Genomic DNA, 18,392 nt, shown 5'->3' with positions numbered 1-18,392 from the left:
GTGCTAGTGGCGGGGCAATCCGTGTGCATCAAGGTACTGGCCAAGTCGTTCGTTTAAGGCATTCAAATGCGGTAGTTGCAGCTGTTGGCGTTCAGCGGCGACGCAGGCGTAACCGATCAGATAAGCAATCTCAGTGCGGCGTCTTTGGCTGACATCCTGATGCATTGATGAGTAGTTCGCGGCGGTGGCGTTGATCACACGTATTACTTGTTCATGCAGACCTGTTGCAGCTGTCGACATGCCGCAGGCGTGAAGCAATTGGCTCAGCTCATTACACAGGGTGGCCACTTCAGCCTGGTGTTCAAGCAATCCACCATTGCGGCAGTTGTATAAAACTGTCAGTGGATTGATCGCGCAGTTGAGTGCCAGCTTGCGCCACAAACGACTGACTATGTCCTCTGCCCAGTCGTGATTGATCTGACTTTGCAGTAAATCGCCAAGCCAAGACGGTGGTTCAGGCTGCAGTGGGTCGCCCAACCATGTGTGGCCGCGTCCAGCAAACACAGTGCAAAAATCGGCCTGACGAAATGCCCCTTCAGTACTCGAAGCCAAAATGCAGCGGGCTTGGGGGATCAGTGCCGCTACACGCTCCTGACTGCCGAGGCCGTTTTGCAGCAGGATAACCTCTGCATCGGCCGTAAGCAGGGGCGCGAGTTGGATGATAGCCGTTGGCGCATCGTAGGCTTTGCAGGCCAGCAGTAGTCGCGAGATAGGGCCGCAGTCATCAATACTGACAGCAGGTATTGGGTAGCAATGAGGTTGATTGTCTTCGACCAGGGTCAAGCCACCGGCGCTTTGATAGCTAGCAAGGCGCTGCTGGTCGCGTAAAATTAACTCTACATCGCAACCGGCTCGAAACAGTCTTGCCGCCCAGAGGCTGCCAAGAGAGCCTGCCCCGAGGATATGCCAGCGCATACTCAAGCGGTCTCAGGCAAACGCATCGCAGCGACTCGGCCGCTGGCGTAGGCATCGGGTAACAGGCGCTTGGCACTGTTGATCAAGTCGGCTGGGCTAACGGGCAAGTTGCGGTTGTCGAGCCCGATCAAGCAAACCCCCGCCTTGAGGCTGATAAAGCCTTCACTGGTCTTGAAGGCTTTGAGGTTAAGGCCCTCGTGCAAACGCTTGAAGCTGCTCGGTGAGCACTCTTGCAGGTTGGACAGCAGCGTAACCAGACCAAAATGATTGTCATCTATGCGGGTCAGCACATCGAGTGGACGAACCAGCTGTTGCAAGCGCCTGCCAACACTGTGTAGAAGCTCGTTGTAGAGGGGTTCACCGTATTGTTTACGCAGTTCGTTAGCTTCTTGTAGACCAATCAGCAAGTAACCCAGCGCGCCACCGCGTGACTCGACATTGCGCAAGCCTGTGTCGAGTTTTTGCTCCAGGTAACGCAAATTTCCAAGGCCTGTAAGCGAATCAACCAAGTTGCGCTGTTCGAGGCTGGCGATATTGTCAGTCAGTAGACGATTTTCGATCAACAGGCGTTGCAATGTACTGCATAGGCGGTCAGCGGCGTACACGCGCGGCACCAGTTGCTCGTTCATCACGGATTTGTTGATGAAATCATCCACGCCGCTGTCAAAGGCTTCGCTAAGAACGTTTTCCCCTTCCTTGCCAGTGAGCAAGATCACGTAGGTGTAATGATCGGAAGTCTCATCCAGCTGGCGCACTTGGGAGGTGAGCATTAGGCCGTCTGTTTCGGGCATTAACCAGTCGGCAAGGAGCACGCTTGCAGGGCGTGCCTCAAGCTGCTTGATCGCCTCGTTGGCGCTGGTGGCGAAGCGGATATCAATGTAACCGGCCTGGTTCAGCATGCGGCCGATGATTGCGCTGGAGAACTTGGCATCGTCCACCACCATGATGCTGAGGTGTGGGTTGGGCATTTAAAACTCACAAAAGGAGGTGTGATCTGGGGCCGTCGCTGGGCAGTCGATGTCGCTCCCGATATATAATGGCTAGGATTTTTACTCGTCAAGCAATCAGCGGCCCATTCGTGATGTGGGTCGCGCCAAATACAGGAGGAAACCTATGCCTTCGTTCGACGTGGTGTCCGAGCTAGATAAACACGAAGTGACTAACGCCATCGACAATGCCATGAAAGAACTGGAACGTCGTTACGATCTTCGCGGTAAAGGCAGCTTCGAAGCCAAAGATTTAACGGTCACTTTAACCGCTGATGCAGATTTTCAGCTTGAGCAAATGGCTGAAATCCTCAAACTCAGTTTGGTGAAGCGCAAAATTGATGTGCAATGCCTTGAGTTCAAGGATGCCTACGCTTCCGGTAAGTCCATGAAGCAGGAAGCCAACTTGCGTGAAGGTATCGACAAAGAACTGGCGAAAAAAATCGTCGCGCACATAAAAGATGCCAAGTTAAAAGTACAGGCGGCCATCCAAGGCGAGCAGGTTCGTGTCACCGGCAAGAAACGTGATGACTTGCAGGAGGCTATTGCCGTATTGCGTGCGAAAGAGTTTGGTATGCCACTGCAGTTCAACAATTTCCGCGATTAATCCATACTGGATTGAACCTTGGCGGTGCTTTGTCGTCGCAAAAAGGTGTTATAGCAATTTCATCGCCATGGCTTGCCGTGGCGATTTCGTTTTACGCATTGGGTTTAGTGCGTGTTTGTTTATAAAGGGAGTGCTCCATGGATATAACTGTCGATCAAATTCTCACGATGTCCGAGGCATGGTTGCCAATCATCGTCAGTTACAGCTTGAAGTTTGGTTTAGCCTTACTGACCCTGTGCATCGGCTGGTGGTTGATCAATTCATTGACTCGCCGCGTTTCCAAGCTGCTCAGTGCGCGTAGTTTTGATCCTGCACTGAATGGTTTTATCGGCAACTTGGCCAATATCATCCTGAAAATACTGCTGATAATCAGCGTTGCGTCGATGATAGGGGTTGAGACCACTTCATTTATTGCGATGATTGGTGCCGCAGGCTTGGCAATTGGCTTGGCGCTGCAAGGCAGTCTGGCCAACTTTGCCGGTGGCGTGCTGATCATGATGTTCCGCCCGTTTCGGGTGGGTGACTGGATCGAAGGGCAAGGGGTGGGCGGCACTGTCGATACCATTCAGATCTTCCACACCACACTGAAAACTGCGGATAACAAAGTGATTATTGTGCCGAACGGCAGCCTGTCGAATGGCAATATCACCAACTATTCACGTGAACCCAAGCGTCGTGTTGATATCGCCGTGGGCATCGATTACTCAAGCGACATCAAAAAAGCCCGAGAAGTGTTGCTGAAAATCGCTGAGGACCCGCGTGTACACACCTTGCCAGAGCCTGTGGTGTATGTGACGGGGTTGGGCGAGAGTTCGGTTGATTTAGCGTTGCGCGTTTGGGTCGCGACGGGGGATTACTGGCCAGTGACTTTCGATTTCACTGAAAGAGCCAAAGTGGAGTTGACTGAAGCGGGTATCGGAATCCCGTTCCCACAACGTGTCATGCATATGGTGCAGGCGCCTGCGGCGTAAGCTTTTCCAAGCACCGGTGACGAATACAACCCAGTCAGACAGATGATTGCCAAATGTCTGGCTGGGTTGTTCAGGTTTTTAATCAGTCGGGCAGTTCGCTCAGTTTGCGACCAAATTCCTGTTCGTAAGCGTCTTTAAGGATTTTCCAGTCGGCTGCGCTCCAGTTGGAATGGCGGCGCAACTGCTTCATGTCGTGCAATGCGGCTTGTTTGCTGGTCAAGCGCTGGCGACACTTTTCAAGGTCAAGTAGCGCTGCATGCGGTTTGGCCGCAGCCCCTTCACCTTCAACATAAACAAACACATGCTTGGCATAGATGCAGCCATGCTGCCAGCGTGCACGGTTGAGTCTGGCGATGTTGATGCCTATGGTTTTTAGCAATTGGGTGTGCAGGGCTTCACCATATTGCTCGCGGCCGCCAGCGGCGTACCAGTCTTCAATGGTTTGGTAGCCTTCCAAAGCCGCAGTGATCAGCAAGCCACGCTCATTGCTGGTTGAGCAGTACACAATCTGCGGCACATTCACACCAGCCTGTCTTGCGCCGATTAGCGCATCGCGCTCACGCAAAACAGTCAGGCGACCGAGTGGATGTAACCAACTGCGGTGAATGTGTCCCGTTTGGCGCTTGGCGTAGAGCAGGTTGCCGTTGTCATCGTAGATGCGCTGTACACCACTTTCTCCACCACGACGAACGTTGGGTTCTTCAACCCATTCGCCTTGTTTTTTCCACCATGAATCAAACACATTGTTTTCAGAGGTGGAAGCTGGGTGTTGCTCTGCCTGCATGCTGCGCTCCGTAGCGTAAAACCAATCGCTCTACGCCTCTGTCGTGCAATCAAACTGAGTTGTTGCGTCGTCGTTGGCGTAGCGTTGTTTTTATTGTTATTTGGATTAATAGAATTGTCTTGAGTGAAAAAATTCAAGGTGATTGCCAACGATACCATCACTTTGTTGCAGGATTGCAGCAGATCAATATTAAGTTTTAGATAATGTGTCTGTCAGGCATGAGGTGGTGCTTTTGCTTGCACCACCATTGCCTTGAGAGATTCAGGCCTGCTCGGTCGAGCGTGGCGGCTGGGAGGGGCTGGCTGGCGCAGACGATTCGCCATTGGTTTGTGAGCGTTCACGGCGCCACTGAATGATGATCAAAAACAGCGTTGGCAAACCGAGCAGAGCAGTTATCAGGAAAAAATGCGGGTAACCGAACTTCTCGACCATAACCCCGGAGTAGCCCCCAATCAGCCTCGGCAGCAGCAACATGATGGAGCTGAGCAGGGCATATTGAGTGGCTGAGAACTTGAGGTTGGTCAGGCTCGAGAGATAGGCTACAAACGCCGCTGTGGCCAGGCCTGCGCTGAAGTTGTCGGCTGATATGGTGATAATCAGCATATCCAGATTCGCGCCCATGCCGGCGAGCATAAGGAACAGTAGATTAGTCGCTGCTGACGCTGCACCGCCGATAAGCAAAATCGGCAGAATGCCAAAGCGGACGATCAGCAACCCACCAAACCCTGCGCCGAACAGGGTCATCACCAAACCAAACAACTTGCTGACGCTGGCGATTTGATCCTTGGTGAAGCCTTGGTCGATATAGAACACGTTAGCCATAACGCCCATCACCGTATCGGACATACGGTACGTGGCGATCAGCCCGAGCAGGATGAAGGCTTGCCAGCGATAACGCATGGCAAAGTCGTTCACTGGTGTCAGTACCGGTGCCAGGCTGCGGCGGCCCATTGATGACAGGCACAGGGTCGTCAGAATGGTGTAGAGCAGGGCGCGCAGGAATGCGCGATCGGTCAGCAGCAGGTCTAGCATGCTCATCTGACCCGATATAACGCTGGCGAAGTCGGTGTTATAAAGCTGCGTGAACATCGCGGGTACCGAAACCAGCAGTACGATCAGTACCAGTACCGAGGCAATCTGATGGCTAAAGCCATAGCGAGCAGCTGCCAGTTGTGTGCGGATCGGCACGTCGGGTTCACGCATCCACAGGCTGGTAATCAGCGCAGGCACCATCAGCAGAGCAAATACCAAGTAGGTGCTCGACCACGCGCTGAACTGATAGAGCTGTGTGGTTGAGCCGAAACCTTCGGCGAAGTACAGCGCGCCTGCAGTAGCAAGCAGTGCGGCGATGCGGTAACCGGCCATGTAGCTGGCGGCGAGGGCTGCTTGACGGCTGTCGTCCACAATCTCAAGGCGATAAGCATCGACTGCGATGTCTTGGGTGGCGGAGGCGAACGCGACCAATACCGCAAGCGCAATCAGCCAAGTCAAACGGGTTTGTGGATCACACATGGCCATGCCAGCCATGCCGATAACAATCAACAATTGCGAAAGCACGAGCCAGGAACGGCGACGCCCCAGACTCCCCAGTAGCGGCAGACGCCACTGGTCGAGTAGCGGCGACCAAACCCATTTAAAGGCATAGGCAAGGCCGATCAGGCTAGCAAAACCGATGGTTTCGCGGGCGACACCGGCTTCACGCAGCCATACTGACAAAGTGGAAAACACCAGCATGTAAGGCATGCCTGCGGCGAATCCAAGTAGCAGTAGTACCAGTGTCGAGGGGCTAGAGTAGGCGTCGAGTGCTTCGCGCCAGCTTTTTTGAGGCATTAGGCAGGTTTCAGCTTAGAGAAATACTTAACAAAGGGCGCACTCTAACCGCTGTGCTCCATTGGACGCCAGCCGTGCTGTCGGATATCCACTTTTTCTCCTCGAATAGTGATGCCTTCGGCCCGTAATCGAGCGCGTTGCTCTGCCCCAGAATGGCTGCCTGCACTTAAGCTCAGTCTGCCTCCTGCGGCAACTACTCGATGCCACGGCAAGCTGCTGCCGTCTGGCAGTTGGCTTAACGTGCGGCCCACCCAGCGCGCGGCACGGCCAAGGCCCGCGAGTTCGGCCAGCTGGCCATAACTCACTACACACCCCTCAGGAATTTGTGCGAGCACGGTATACAAGGCTGTTTTACGCTCCTGTTGACTTGCGTTGGATGATGGCAAGGCGGCATCCTTGGCTGATTTAACCTGTTCCAGGTCTGGGTGATCAATCATGTGGCTGCGTACCTGCTTGCTCTTAATTTCGTTGTGGGTTGCCGCGCCGCTTATGGCCGATACGGTCTGGTTGAATAATGGAGACCGTCTTAGCGGCGAAATTATCCTGCTCGATGGTGGGAAACTGTCTTTAAAGACCAAGTATGCGGGCCAAGTATTAATCAACTGGTCTGATATCGAAACACTCAGCTCAGAGCAACCGCTACTCATTCGCCGCCAAGGTTTAGACAGCAAACATAGTAAGCAGCTAGCAGCGGCGGGCAAAGGAATGGTGCGGATCACCGATGTCACGACGCAAACCGTACCGCTGGCCAGCGTGACGCGTCTGGTGCCTGCGCGTGAGTTTCTTCAGGATTTTACGTGGGAGGGCAATCTTGACGCCAAGCTTGATCTCGAACGCAAGGATGATAAGTCCGATGAGTTCAGGCTCAAGGGCGACACGCGAATCGAGCAAGGACGCTGGCGGCAGGTGATGAATGGCGAATATGAACGTGAGACTAAAAACGATCGTGTGACCGATGACAACTGGAACCTTGAATACGATATCGATCGATTTTTGACCGAGCATTGGTTTTGGCGTCTGGGCGGTGAACAGCAAGTCGATCACCTTGAATTTGTCGAAAAACAGCAAATTATCGGCACCGGTCCCGGCTATCGGTTCTGGGATGATTCTCTGGGGCGTTTTGATTTGATTGGCCAGGTCAACCACGTCAAGTTTGACTACCCCGGTGGCGATTTGAGTTTTCGCACATTCTCACTGGTTTGGGATTACAAGCGCCTGCTGTGGGGGACTCGTCTGGAGTTCTATACCAATGCGGAAGTCCAGTTCCCTGAAATCAGTGAAATTGACTATGTCTATGAAAGTGAGTTTGGCCTGCGTTACCGGCTAAATGACTGGGCGCGGGTGTCTATTTTGTATGAGCTAGACCGCATCGAAGCGCAAGCTGGTGATAACACCGATGAGAACTTTTTGATTGGTGTTGGCGTGGGTTGGTAGGTATTACTTGAGTCGGTTGGTCGGGAAAATCCTGAACTTGACTGGAAAAGCTCGGTCTGTGCTTGTTCAGGTGTCGCGAAAGTAGATAATGCGCGACTTTTTCTAGAATCTGAGCAGTCATAGTCCATCTATGTTTTCACAAACAGTTTCTCGTGCGTTACTGAGCATCACATTGTCCTTGGTTGCCTCGCCACTTTTAGCTGACACAGTCTGGCTTAAAAATGGCGACCGCCTGACCGGGACAATCAAATTCTTTGACGGCAACAAATTACTCCTGCAAACCGATTACGGTGGAGCGATTCCGTTGGCGTGGAGCAAAATCAAAACGCTTGAAAGCGACCGTGAGCTGTTGGTCAAGGAAGACGACATCCATGGTGAACGAGCCAAGTCGCTGCGGGCTGGCGAGGCTGGGCAAGTAGTGTTGGTCAATGGCGAGGCGCCGCGCACTATTGAGCTGGCAAGCATCACCCAGATCATGAAGCCTAAGCCGATTGTCGAAGACCTGACGTGGCGCGGTAATATTGATGCGGCGCTTGATTACAAGCGAGCAGATAGCGATACCGATGATTACGACATCGACCTGAAGACCCAGGCGCGTCACGGTCGCTGGCGCCACAATGCGACAGCAGGTTACAACCGTGAACTCTCGGATCATGTGGTCACAACGGATAACTGGGACGCTGAATATGCCCTTGACCGTTTTCTTGATGAGCACTGGTTCTGGCAAGGGCGTCTTGAGTACAAGCGCGATAAAGTCGAAGAGTTAGAGCGCCAACGTACGGTCGGTACGGGTCCCGGCTATCAGTTCTGGGATGACGAGTTGGGTGCTTTCTCTGTCGCGGGGCTGATCAACCGGACTGATTACGAGTATGCCAACGGCGACGAGTCAAACTTCTACGCAATTAGCGGCAAGTGGGATTACAACCGCTATTTGCTGGGTAAAGCTGTTGAGTTCTTCACCACGGGTGAGGTCGGCAAGCCGCTTGATAACGTAGCCGAGTACACCTTTGATGCTGAGGTCGGACTGCGCTACAAGGTAACTGACTGGGCTTCGCTCAATATGAAGGCCGAGAAAGATCTGGTCAGTGGCGGCGACTCCGACAACGAGTTGGATGAAACCCGTTATAGCCTCGGTTTCGGCGTTGGTTGGTAGTATCGAGTAAACGTAATTAAAACGCCCCGCAATGCGGGGCGTTTTTAGTTGCACGTGCTAGTCGCGCGCAGCGATTACAAACGCAGACCGCCATCAAGCTCAAGAATACGGCCAGTGTAATAGTCGTTTTCAAGGATGTAGGCGACCGAATGGGCGATTTCAGCTGGTTTGCCCAGGCGGCGCAGCGGAATACCTGAGGTCATTTTTTCCAGCGCTTCTGGCTTCATGCTGGCAACCATTTCGGTTTCGATAAAGCCAGGTGCAACGCCCGCAACACGGATACCGTAGCGCGCCAATTCTTTGGCCCAGACTACGGTGTCAGCAGCCACACCAGCCTTGGCGGCTGAGTAGTTGGCCTGGCCCATGTTGCCTGCGCGTGAGATCGACGAAATGTTGATGATCGCGCCTTGATTCTTCAGTTCAACCATCTTGGCCGCGACTTCACGGGTGCAAAGGAACACGCCGGTCAGGTTGACGTCGATAACGGCTTGCCACTGAGCCAGGCTCATTTTGCTCATCTCACCATCTTTGACTTTGATGGTCAGGCCGTCGCGCAGAATGCCAGCGTTGTTAACCAGGCCATTGATGGCGCCGAAGTCTTCAGCGACTTGAGCGACCATGTGCGTGACTTGTTCTTCATTGGCGACGTTGCACAGGTACGCGCGCGCCTCAGCACCCAGCGCTTTACAGGCAGCCACCGCTTCATCGAGGCGCTCTTGGTTGAGATCGACCAGTGCCAACTTGGCACCTTTGCTCGCCAGGTATTCGCCCATGGCACGGCCCAGGCCTTGGCAGCCGCCAGTGATGATGATGACTTTGTCTTGCAGTTGCATGGAGGTTCCCCATCTAAAATGTGTGTATGCCCCTGCGGCAGCCAGTCATCCCCCTCGAACGACTAGCCGCTTCACTCAAAAGAGGCGAAACCTGCTGAACAAAAATATCGGCAGCGCGTAAACTGCTCGTTTCAACGGGTGTTTCATATTGGTTTTTAAGCATTCAGTTTCGCGGAAGCTGGTTGCAACAGCCATTCCAATTTCTTTTTTGTGACGGATTCTTTGCAGGGAGTCATATTATGAGCTTAAGCGCGGCTAAGCATGCCCGAGAATTGCTGCTCAAGGAATACCGCGGCGTACTCTCGACACATTCCAAGAGCATGCCCGGCTTTCCTTTCGGCTCAGTGGTGCCGTATTGCTTGGATGCGCAGGGCTACCCGCTGATCCTTATCAGCCGCATCGCCCAGCACACTCATAATCTACAGCGTGACCCAAAGTGCTCGATATTGGTCGGCGAGCGTGCCGCTGAAGATGTTCAGGCCGCAGGCCGCTTGACCATTTTGGCCGAGGCTCGTCGACTTGAAGATACTCAATCGATTGAGGCTGCAGCCGAACGCTATTATCGCTATTTCCCCGAGTCTGCAGATTACCATCGGGCTCATGATTTCGACTTCTGGCGCCTTGAGCCAGTAAGAAGTCGCTATATCGGCGGCTTTGGCGCTATTCACTGGGTTGATCAGGTTACGTTGGCAAACGAGTTTGCTGGCGAAGCTGAGCTGAGCATGCTCGAGCATATGAATGCCGATCACAGCAAAGCCATCGCCCACTATGTCGAACTGGCCGGTTTACCGGCTCAGCCTCCGGCGCAAATGGTGGGTATTGATAGCGAAGGCTTTCACCTGTCTATCGCTAAAAGCATCTATTGGCTGGCTTTTCCAACAATTTGTAACACTCCTGGTGCGGTGCGTCAGGCATTGGTGGCGCTGGCTCACGCCGATGAATGGCCGGGAAATAATGCTGCTTAAGCTTGAATTAAGTGCGCGAACCCATACTTCATCCTCATAGGAAGCTGTTCTTCCGTTAAGGAAACTCTGATGCGTGCTTTTTTGTTTTTGTTTCTGTTATTCCCGCTCATAGAGCTGGCCGTATTGATTAAAGTCGGTAGTGCAATTGGTGCGCTGCCGACTATTTTGCTGGTAGTCGGCTCTGCCGTACTGGGTAGCATACTTCTGCGTGTAGCCGGTATCGCTACGGCATTCCGTGCTCGTGAGCGTCTTGCTCGTGGTGAACTGCCAGAGCAGGAAGTACTTGAAGGTCTGATGATTGCTGTCGGCGGTGGTTTGCTGCTGCTGCCAGGTTTTATCAGCGATATCTTCGGCCTGTTCTGTCTGATTCCGTTCACTCGTCGAATCTTCGTCGGTAAAATTCGTGCCCGGGCCGCCGAACAGGCGGCACGTCAGCGCGCATTTGCCGATGATATTGCTGCGGCGCAGCGTCCGGCGGACTCGCGTCCTAATGTGCTCGAAGGTGAGTACGAGCGTCGCGACTGACATCGTAGCGATTGCAGCGATCGTAGCCTTATGTTGAACGGAGCCCGTGCCTAGCGCGGGCTTTTCTTGAGTGCCTGTTATGGCCCAAGTGAGCAGGCTGATTCGGCCTGCGGCTCGAGCCTGTAAATGCTGGCGTTTATGTAAAAAAAATACATGGCGCCCTTGAAATCCTCTTTTACGCCCACATGTAGCAGACACCGCAAGGTTTTCTGTCATTTAGACAGAACAGACTTCAGCGTTGCGCATTGCGCAACGCTACCGGCAACGCCGGACTTTGCTAACCGTCGGTGAAGACACCGGCTGATAAAACAATCTATTGGGAGAGATCGACAATGAAGCTTCGTCCTCTGCATGACCGCGTAGTGATTCGCCGCAGCGAAGAAGAAACCAAGACCGCTGGCGGTATCGTGCTGCCAGGTTCCGCTGCAGAAAAGCCTAATCAAGGCGAGATCGTTGCCGTAGGCACTGGTCGCGTGCTGGACAACGGCGAAGTTCGTGCACTGGCCGTCAAGGTTGGTGACAAGGTTGTGTTCGGCCCTTACTCCGGTAGCAACACCGTCAAAGTTGATGGCGAAGACCTGTTGGTAATGGGTGAAAGCGAAATTCTGGCTGTTGTTGAAGCCTGATTTCCACGAATCTCCGTTTAACCGTCAAGAATTGAGGAACCATTTCCATGGCTGCTAAAGAAGTTAAATTCGGCGACTCCGCCCGTAAAAAAATGCTCGCCGGTGTAAACGTCCTGGCTGACGCTGTTAAAGCAACTCTGGGCCCTAAAGGCCGTAACGTTGTGCTGGAAAAGAGCTTCGGTGCTCCAACCATCACCAAAGACGGCGTTTCTGTTGCTAAAGAAATCGAGCTGAAAGATCGCTTTGAGAACATGGGCGCTCAGCTGGTTAAAGACGTTGCCTCCAAGGCGAATGACGCAGCAGGCGACGGTACAACTACCGCCACCGTTCTGGCTCAAGCTATCGTCAACGAAGGCCTCAAAGCCGTCGCTGCTGGCATGAACCCAATGGACCTGAAGCGCGGCATCGACAAAGCGACCATCGCTATTGTTAAAGAATTGAAGAACCTGTCCAAGCCATGCGCTGACACCAAGGCTATTGCTCAGGTTGGTACTATCTCGGCCAACTCCGATAACTCCATCGGCGACATCATCGCTGAAGCCATGGAAAAAGTCGGTAAAGAAGGCGTGATCACCGTTGAAGAAGGTTCGGGCCTGGAAAACGAATTGTCTGTTGTAGAAGGCATGCAGTTTGACCGTGGTTACCTGTCGCCGTACTTCATCAACAAGCCAGACACCATGGTTGCTGAGCTTGAAACCCCGCTGATCCTGCTGGTCGACAAAAAAATCTCCAACATCCGCGAAATGCTGCCGGTGCTGGAAGCTGTTGCCAAAGCCGGTCGTCCGCTGCTGATCGTTGCTGAAGACGTTGAAGGCGAAGCCCTGGCGACTCTGGTTGTGAACAACATGCGCGGTATCGTGAAGGTTGCTGCCGTTAAGGCCCCGGGCTTCGGTGATCGTCGTAAAGCCATGCTGCAGGACATCGCGATCCTGACTGGCGGTACTGTGATTTCTGAAGAAGTCGGCCTGAGCCTTGAGAGCACTACTCTTGAGCACTTGGGTAACGCCAAGCGCGTGATTCTGAGCAAAGAAAACACCACCATCATCGACGGTGCTGGTCAGCAGGTTGATATCGAAGCCCGCGTTGCTCAGATCCGCAAGCAGGTTGAAGACACTTCTTCGGACTACGACAAAGAGAAGCTGCAAGAGCGTCTGGCCAAACTGGCTGGTGGTGTTGCGGTAATCAAAGTCGGTGCAGGCACCGAAGTTGAAATGAAAGAGAAGAAAGCCCGTGTTGAAGACGCCCTGCACGCTACCCGTGCTGCGGTAGAAGAAGGCGTGGTTCCTGGCGGTGGCGTGGCATTGGTTCGCGCTCTGCAGGCCATCGTTGACCTGAAAGGCGACAACGAAGATCAGAACGTTGGTATCGCACTGCTGCGTCGCGCGGTTGAAGCGCCACTGCGTCAGATCGTTGCTAACGCAGGCGACGAGCCTAGCGTTGTAGTCGACAAGGTCAAGCAAGGCGAAGGTAACTACGGTTACAACGCTGCGACTGGCGTATACGGCGACATGATCGAAATGGGTATCCTCGATCCAGCTAAAGTGACTCGTTCGGCGCTGCAAGCTGCTTCCTCTATCGGCAGCCTGATGATCACTACTGAAGCGATGATCGCTGAAGTAGCTGACGACAAAGCCCCTGCAATGCCTGATATGGGCGGCATGGGTGGTATGGGTGGCATGGGCGGCATGATGTAATCCAGCCTGCACCTGGTACCTGAAAACCCCGCGCAAGTCGCGGGGTTTTTTTATGCCTGATAAAAGCCACTAATGAGCTTTAGTTCGAGGCAATTGACGCTTTCTTCACGATCGATCTGTAAATATCGATTACAGATTGAACCAATCATGGCGCATGAGGTTCAGAACCCTGCCGATATTCCTTGAGTCCTGCGCATGTTGTTGCTTTATTCACCTGCAGCCTTGATTTAAGCGTCTACCGTTTGTCGCCTAAGCTGACAAAATTAAGCTAGGTGATCTACGTTAATACAACGCGTTTGGCAGCGCTATCAAGAGGTTGCGGTAATGAAGTTAGAAATTGCTCGAGGTTTGTTTCTGGTCGCCGCACTCGGTGTGACGTCTATAGCATTCGCCGCGTGGAGTGAAGGCAGCCCGCAAGTCATTACTGGCTTCAGTCAGGGTTATTGCCCAATGCCAGTCAGTCAGCGTATGGATCAACAAACCAAACCTGATCATGACCTGCTGTTATTTATGTTCGGCATGTCCCAGCCCGTACGCTAGGCCACCACAAAGCATCGCGCGAGTGGATTGTTCGCGGCGTATGTCATCAGGCAGTGTCTTCAGCCTCAACAAAAAGCCCCGCGAGTGCGGGGCTTTTTGTGTTCAAGCGCTTTATGGCGCTATAGGTTGAGTGGTTAATTCAGGCGCAGGTGCATCAGCTTTGGTGTCCGGGTGTGCAATCAGGCTGTACACACATGGCAATACGAACAAGGTGAACAAGGTGCCGACAGTCATGCCGGTGGCAATCACCAAGCCGATGTCAAAGCGACTCACCGCGCCCGCACCGGTCGCTAGAATCAGCGGCACCATACCGAAGACCATTGCGGCGGTGGTCATCAGTACTGGACGCAGACGAATTGCGGCTGCTTCCTCAATAGCCCGACGACGAGACATGCCTTTTTCCCGGCGCAACTGATTGGCGAACTCGACAATCAGAATACCGTGCTTGGTAATCAGCCCGATCAAGGTCACCAAGCCGACTTGAGTATAGATATTCATACTCGATAGCCCGAGAAACAGCGGTATCAATGCTCCGCAAATCGACAGCGGTACGGTAACCATAATCACCAGCGGATCGCGGAAGCTCTCGAACTGCGCAGCCAGCACTAGGAATATCAGTGCCAAGGCGATACCGAAGGTTGTATACAGCGCGGCGCCTTCTTGAATGTACTGACGTGCAGAACCCGCGTAGTCAAACGAGTAGCCAACAGGGGCTTCTTCCTCCGCGATCTGGCGAACCGTGTCGATGGCCTCACCCATGCTGACAATCGGAAAGCCTTGGATGATTGCCGAGTTAAGCTGCTGGAATTGGTTGAGCTGAGTCGGCCGTGCACGGTCGCTGACTTTAATCAGCGTCGACAGCGGTAACAGTGCGCCACTTTCACTCTTTACGTAGTAGCTGTTCAGCCAATCGGCGTTATCTCGGTAAGCCCGCTCGACTTGAGCGATAACCTTGTAGCTGCGGCCCTCGATAGTGAATCGGTTGATTTCGCCTTCGCCGAGCAAGCTGGAAAGGGCGGTGCCGATATCTTCCATTGACACGCCCATCTGCGCGGCTTTTTCGCGGTCGATATCAACCACCACCTCTGGCTTGTCGAATGCGAGGTCAACGTCAAGGAAAGCGAACTTCCCGGATTCTTCTGCACGCTTTTTGATCTTGTCAGTCAGTGCCAGCAGTGACTCGTAATCATTCGGTGTGTTGACCACAAACTGAAATGGCAAACCTTCTCCCGTGCCTGGCAAGGAGGGCAGGTTGAAGGCAAATACCTGCAAGCCCGGGATCTGGTCGAGCTTGGCTTGCACCTCAGGCAGCAATTCCATTTGGGTGCGTGAGCGTTGGTCCCAGGGTTTCAACTGGAAACCGCCAATACCCGATTGCACACCGTTAAAACCATTGATCTGGAACCAGGAGTTGTACTCTGGGATGTCCTTGAATATCGGCAGGAATTGATCGGTGTACTTGTTCAGGTAATCAAGGTTGGTCGGTTGCGGCGCATTGGCAAACATGAAGATGATGCTTTGATCCTCTTCAGGCGCCAGTTCGCTTTTGGTGAATTTGAGCAACACCGGAATCAAACACATGACGATGATTGCGAACACCAGAACCACAGCGCGGGTTTCAAGAGTGCTGTGCAAACTGCGCTGGTAACGGTTTTTCAGTGCATCGAAGATTTTATCCAGCTTGTGGGTAAGCCCGCTGGGCTTTTCTTCATGGCGCAGCAGTTTCGAGCACATCATCGGTGACAACGTCAGGGCGACGATACCGGAAATAATCACCGCACCTGCAAGGGTCAGGGCAAACTCTTTGAACAGCGCCCCGGTAAGCCCTGAAAGGAAGCCAATAGGCGCGTACACGGCAGCCAAGGTAATGGTCATTGAGACCACCGGCACAGCGATTTCGCGTGCCCCTTCGATCGCGGCATCGAACGGGGTTTTACCTTCTTCGATATGGCGGTGGATGTTCTCCACCACGACAATCGCGTCGTCCACCACCAGACCAATCGCCAGTACCATCGCCAGCAGCGTCAGCAGGTTGATCGAGTAACCCATGAGCTGCATGAAAAACAGCACGCCAATCATCGACAGCGGGATGGTGATCACCGGGATCAACACTGAACGCAGCGCACCAAGGAACAGGAACACCACAACGATGACAATCAGGACTGCCTCGCCGAGGGTCTTGACCACTTCATCAATCGAGGCCTGGATAAATAGCGTGGCGTCGTAGGCGATCGAGACTTTGAGGTTTGGCGGTAGCTGAGCCTCAAGCGATGGCATGATCTTGCGAACTTCCTTGATCACGTCCAGCGGGTTGGCGCTCGGGGTGCCTTTGATACCGATGTAAACCGAGGGAATACCATCAAAGGAACTGATCGAATCGTAGTTTTCCGCACCCATTTCAACGCGTGCAACATCGCCGATCAGAACCCGGCTATCGCCATCGGTTTTCAGCGGGATTGCAGCAAAGCCCTCAACACTCTTGAGGTCGGTTTCGGCATTGATGCTGGTAACGACATATTCGCCTTTAACCTCGCCAGCCGCGGAGAGGAAGTTGTACTTGCGTACGGCCGTATTTACATCACCTGCGGTGATTCCATATGCGGCCATCTTCACCGGGTCGAGCCACAAGCGCATGGCGAATACCTGATTGCCGAGAATCTCGGCCTCGGCCATGCCCGGCAGAGTCGCCAACTTTGGTTGGATAACGCGTGACAGGTAATCAGTGATTTGCGGGTTGGTCAGTTCATCACTGTAAAAACTCACGTACATCAACGCAGAGGCATCAGCTGCTTCTTTTGAGAGCACTGGGTCTTCGGCGTCTTGCGGCAACTGGTTCTTGACCTCGTTGGCCTTGGCCAGCAACTCGGTAAACAAACGGTCGCTATCAGAACCAATACGCGCGTAGATCGAAATCACCGAGAAGTTCTGGCGACTTACCGAGGTCATGTAATCAATGCCCTCGGCGCTGGCCAGGCTTTGCTGCAAGGGCTGAGTGATGTAGCCCTGAATAGTCTCCGCATTCGCTCCGGGGTAGGAGGTGGTGACGGTGATTAGCGCATTCTCGAGTTGCGGGTATTCGCGAATAGTCAGTTTATTGAAGGCCTGCAAACCGAGCAGGATAATCAACAAACTGACCACGGTCGCCAAAACTGGGCGCCGAATAAATGGGTCAGTAAAAGCCATGTCTGATTCCTTGGGCTGAGCGCCGCTTATTGTTCGGCGCCAGACGTGCTGGCCGTTGCTGAAGGTTGGTCGGCGATTTTTACGTGAGCATCGTTATCGAGTTTTAGCTGGCCCGAAGTCACCACCCGTTCACCGGTCTGCAAACCTTTCAAAATCACCACTTGGCCATCGCGCCGCTCGCCAGTTTCAACTACGCGCCGCTGGGCAACCAACTGGGGTTGGCCATCCTCTTCTTTGACCACATTGCCTTGTTCGTCTTTCTTTTCAGAGATCACATACACCGAGTTGCCATACAGGGTGTAGGTGATGGCTGTTTCAGGAATGACTTTCTGCGCACTGTTGTCAGGTAACAGCAATTGCAGGTTGGCAAACATGCCCGGCAGTAGTTTGTTGTCTGGGTTTTCAAGCGTCGCGCGCACTTGTACGTTGCGCGTGCTGTCCTCAACCTTAGGGTTGATCGCAGAAATAGTTGCGGTGAAATTTTGCTGCGGGTACGCCGCGACACTGAAGCTAATGGTCTGGCCAAGGGCTATTTTCGGGACATCTTGCTCCGGGAGGAAGAAGTCCAAATACAGCTGCGAGATGTCCTGCAAGGTGGCGATGTAAGTGCCTGATGAGAGGAAGTCGCCTACGTCTACCTGACGGATACCGATGGTTCCGCTAAAGGGGGCAAGTATGCGTTTCTTCGCCAGCAATGCTTCCAGCTGTTTGACACTGGCACTGGCCTTGGCGTTCTCTGCTGCAAGGCGGTCGTATTCACTTTTTGACAGGTTCTGTTGAGCGACCAGTTTTTTCCCGCGTGCAAACTCCACGCGTGCGAGATCAAGGTCTGCCTTGGCGGTTGCCAGGTTTGCAGTTTCAACATCGCTGCTCATCTGAACCAACGGCTGATCTTGCTTGACCTGCTCGCCTGAATTAAACAGCACGCTTTGCACAATGCCGCTGACCTCAACTGTCAGGTCAACACCTTGAAATGCCCTTAGAGTGCCGATCGCGGGAATACGTTGCTGCCACGGGCGCTCTGCAACAGTGCTGGCACTGACACTGATCGCTGGCGCGGGGGCTGAGAACATTTGGATTTGTTGGTAGATGGTGTAGCCCTTGTAAGCGCCCAGAGCGAGCACTACCAGAACAACGACGCCTATCATTATTAGCATCCGGCGAAGCAACATGTTGCATATCCTTGGCAGGTAAAGGGAGCCTAAATTATTGGCCAAGGTGGAACATTAGTGCCGTTGTGAGGGCAAGTCAAAGCCTGCAATTAACAAATGATTTCGGTGTGTGCGCGATCTGGCAAGTTCGCCTGTTTTCGTTGCGTTGCCTGCATCTTCAGCGCTGAACGACGC

The 18,392-nt window shown here is 53.4% G+C and carries 17 protein-coding genes; 9 read left to right on the top strand and 8 right to left on the bottom strand.

Translation table 11 applies throughout. From position 1 onward, the window contains the following. Nucleotides 1-3: 3 nt before the first annotated feature. Nucleotides 4-915, bottom strand: coding sequence for a putative 2-dehydropantoate 2-reductase (locus tag ACN0UH_RS01960; RefSeq protein WP_417660700.1), 912 nt, complete (start codon nt 913-915; stop codon nt 4-6). Between the two features lie 2 nt (nt 916-917). Next, nucleotides 918-1,883, bottom strand: a complete 966-nt coding sequence (locus ACN0UH_RS01955; protein WP_417660474.1) for a response regulator — start codon at nt 1,881-1,883, stop codon at nt 918-920. 145 nt (nt 1,884-2,028) lie between these two features. Here ACN0UH_RS01955 and ACN0UH_RS01950 point away from each other — a divergent pair, with 145 nt between their 5' ends. Both ACN0UH_RS01950 and ACN0UH_RS01945 read left to right on the top strand, forming a co-directional pair. Further along, entirely contained in the window at nt 2,029-2,508 is a 480-nt protein-coding gene (locus ACN0UH_RS01950; RefSeq protein ID WP_417660473.1) for a YajQ family cyclic di-GMP-binding protein, read from the top strand. 137 nt (nt 2,509-2,645) lie between these two features. Further along, nucleotides 2,646-3,479, top strand: coding sequence for a mechanosensitive ion channel family protein (locus ACN0UH_RS01945; protein WP_417660472.1), 834 nt, complete (start codon nt 2,646-2,648; stop codon nt 3,477-3,479). Nucleotides 3,480-3,561: 82 nt separating this feature from the next. Here the strand turns inward: ACN0UH_RS01945 and ACN0UH_RS01940 are convergent, their stop codons facing one another. From ACN0UH_RS01940 to ACN0UH_RS01930, 3 genes are all read right to left on the bottom strand, one after another. Beyond that, complete coding sequence (locus tag ACN0UH_RS01940) at nt 3,562-4,263, bottom strand: lipopolysaccharide kinase InaA family protein (RefSeq protein ID WP_417660471.1); 702 nt, start codon at nt 4,261-4,263, stop codon at nt 3,562-3,564. 261 nt (nt 4,264-4,524) lie between these two features. Further along, nucleotides 4,525-6,093 (bottom strand): AmpG family muropeptide MFS transporter, encoded by a 1,569-nt coding sequence (locus ACN0UH_RS01935; protein ID WP_417660470.1) that lies wholly within the window; start codon nt 6,091-6,093, stop codon nt 4,525-4,527. Between the two features lie 44 nt (nt 6,094-6,137). Next, complete coding sequence (locus ACN0UH_RS01930) at nt 6,138-6,530, bottom strand: MGMT family protein (protein ID WP_417660469.1); 393 nt, start codon at nt 6,528-6,530, stop codon at nt 6,138-6,140. Between ACN0UH_RS01930 and ACN0UH_RS01925 the strand changes: the two genes are divergently transcribed. Together ACN0UH_RS01925 and ACN0UH_RS01920 are read left to right on the top strand one after the other, a co-directional pair. Then, entirely contained in the window at nt 6,529-7,527 is a 999-nt protein-coding gene (locus ACN0UH_RS01925) for a DUF481 domain-containing protein (protein WP_417660468.1), read from the top strand. The two genes, ACN0UH_RS01930 and ACN0UH_RS01925, sit on opposite strands and share 2 nt — an antisense overlap. A gap of 130 nt (nt 7,528-7,657) precedes the next feature. Then, nucleotides 7,658-8,680, top strand: a complete 1,023-nt coding sequence (locus tag ACN0UH_RS01920; protein WP_417660467.1) for a DUF481 domain-containing protein — start codon at nt 7,658-7,660, stop codon at nt 8,678-8,680. A gap of 74 nt (nt 8,681-8,754) precedes the next feature. Here ACN0UH_RS01920 and ACN0UH_RS01915 read toward each other — a convergent pair whose 3' ends face one another. After that, complete coding sequence (locus tag ACN0UH_RS01915) at nt 8,755-9,513, bottom strand: SDR family oxidoreductase (protein ID WP_087518030.1); 759 nt, start codon at nt 9,511-9,513, stop codon at nt 8,755-8,757. 239 nt (nt 9,514-9,752) lie between these two features. Here ACN0UH_RS01915 and ACN0UH_RS01910 point away from each other — a divergent pair, with 239 nt between their 5' ends. The 5 genes from ACN0UH_RS01910 (at nt 9,753) to ACN0UH_RS01890 (ending at nt 13,863) form a co-directional block, all read left to right on the top strand. Then, the gene (locus ACN0UH_RS01910; RefSeq protein WP_417660466.1) at nt 9,753-10,478 is read left to right on the top strand and encodes a HugZ family protein; all 726 of its coding nucleotides are present in this window, start codon (nt 9,753-9,755) and stop codon (nt 10,476-10,478) included. Nucleotides 10,479-10,547: 69 nt separating this feature from the next. Next, nucleotides 10,548-11,003, top strand: a complete 456-nt coding sequence (locus ACN0UH_RS01905; RefSeq protein ID WP_417660465.1) for an FxsA family protein — start codon at nt 10,548-10,550, stop codon at nt 11,001-11,003. Nucleotides 11,004-11,335: 332 nt separating this feature from the next. Beyond that, the gene (locus ACN0UH_RS01900; RefSeq protein WP_010486228.1) at nt 11,336-11,629 is read left to right on the top strand and encodes a co-chaperone GroES; all 294 of its coding nucleotides are present in this window, start codon (nt 11,336-11,338) and stop codon (nt 11,627-11,629) included. Between the two features lie 47 nt (nt 11,630-11,676). After that, nucleotides 11,677-13,323 (top strand): chaperonin GroEL, encoded by a 1,647-nt coding sequence (groL, locus tag ACN0UH_RS01895; RefSeq protein ID WP_417660464.1) that lies wholly within the window; start codon nt 11,677-11,679, stop codon nt 13,321-13,323. A 324-nt stretch (nt 13,324-13,647) separates the two neighbouring features. Then, nucleotides 13,648-13,863 (top strand): hypothetical protein, encoded by a 216-nt coding sequence (locus ACN0UH_RS01890; RefSeq protein ID WP_417660463.1) that lies wholly within the window; start codon nt 13,648-13,650, stop codon nt 13,861-13,863. 111 nt (nt 13,864-13,974) lie between these two features. Here ACN0UH_RS01890 and ACN0UH_RS01885 read toward each other — a convergent pair whose 3' ends face one another. Together ACN0UH_RS01885 and ACN0UH_RS01880 are read right to left on the bottom strand one after the other, a co-directional pair. Next, nucleotides 13,975-17,046 carry a multidrug efflux RND transporter permease subunit gene (locus ACN0UH_RS01885; protein WP_417660462.1) on the bottom strand — a complete coding sequence of 1,024 codons (3,072 nt, stop codon included), beginning with the start codon at nt 17,044-17,046 and terminating at the stop codon, nt 13,975-13,977. A gap of 26 nt (nt 17,047-17,072) precedes the next feature. Beyond that, complete coding sequence (locus ACN0UH_RS01880; protein WP_417660461.1) at nt 17,073-18,218, bottom strand: efflux RND transporter periplasmic adaptor subunit; 1,146 nt, start codon at nt 18,216-18,218, stop codon at nt 17,073-17,075. Nucleotides 18,219-18,392 lie beyond the last annotated feature (174 nt).

Source organism: Pseudomonas sp. (genome assembly GCF_048265905.1).
Taxonomy (GTDB): domain Bacteria; phylum Pseudomonadota; class Gammaproteobacteria; order Pseudomonadales; family Pseudomonadaceae; genus Aquipseudomonas.
Note: the sequence above shows the minus strand (reverse complement) of the source record. Positions and strands in the feature narration are given on the sequence as shown.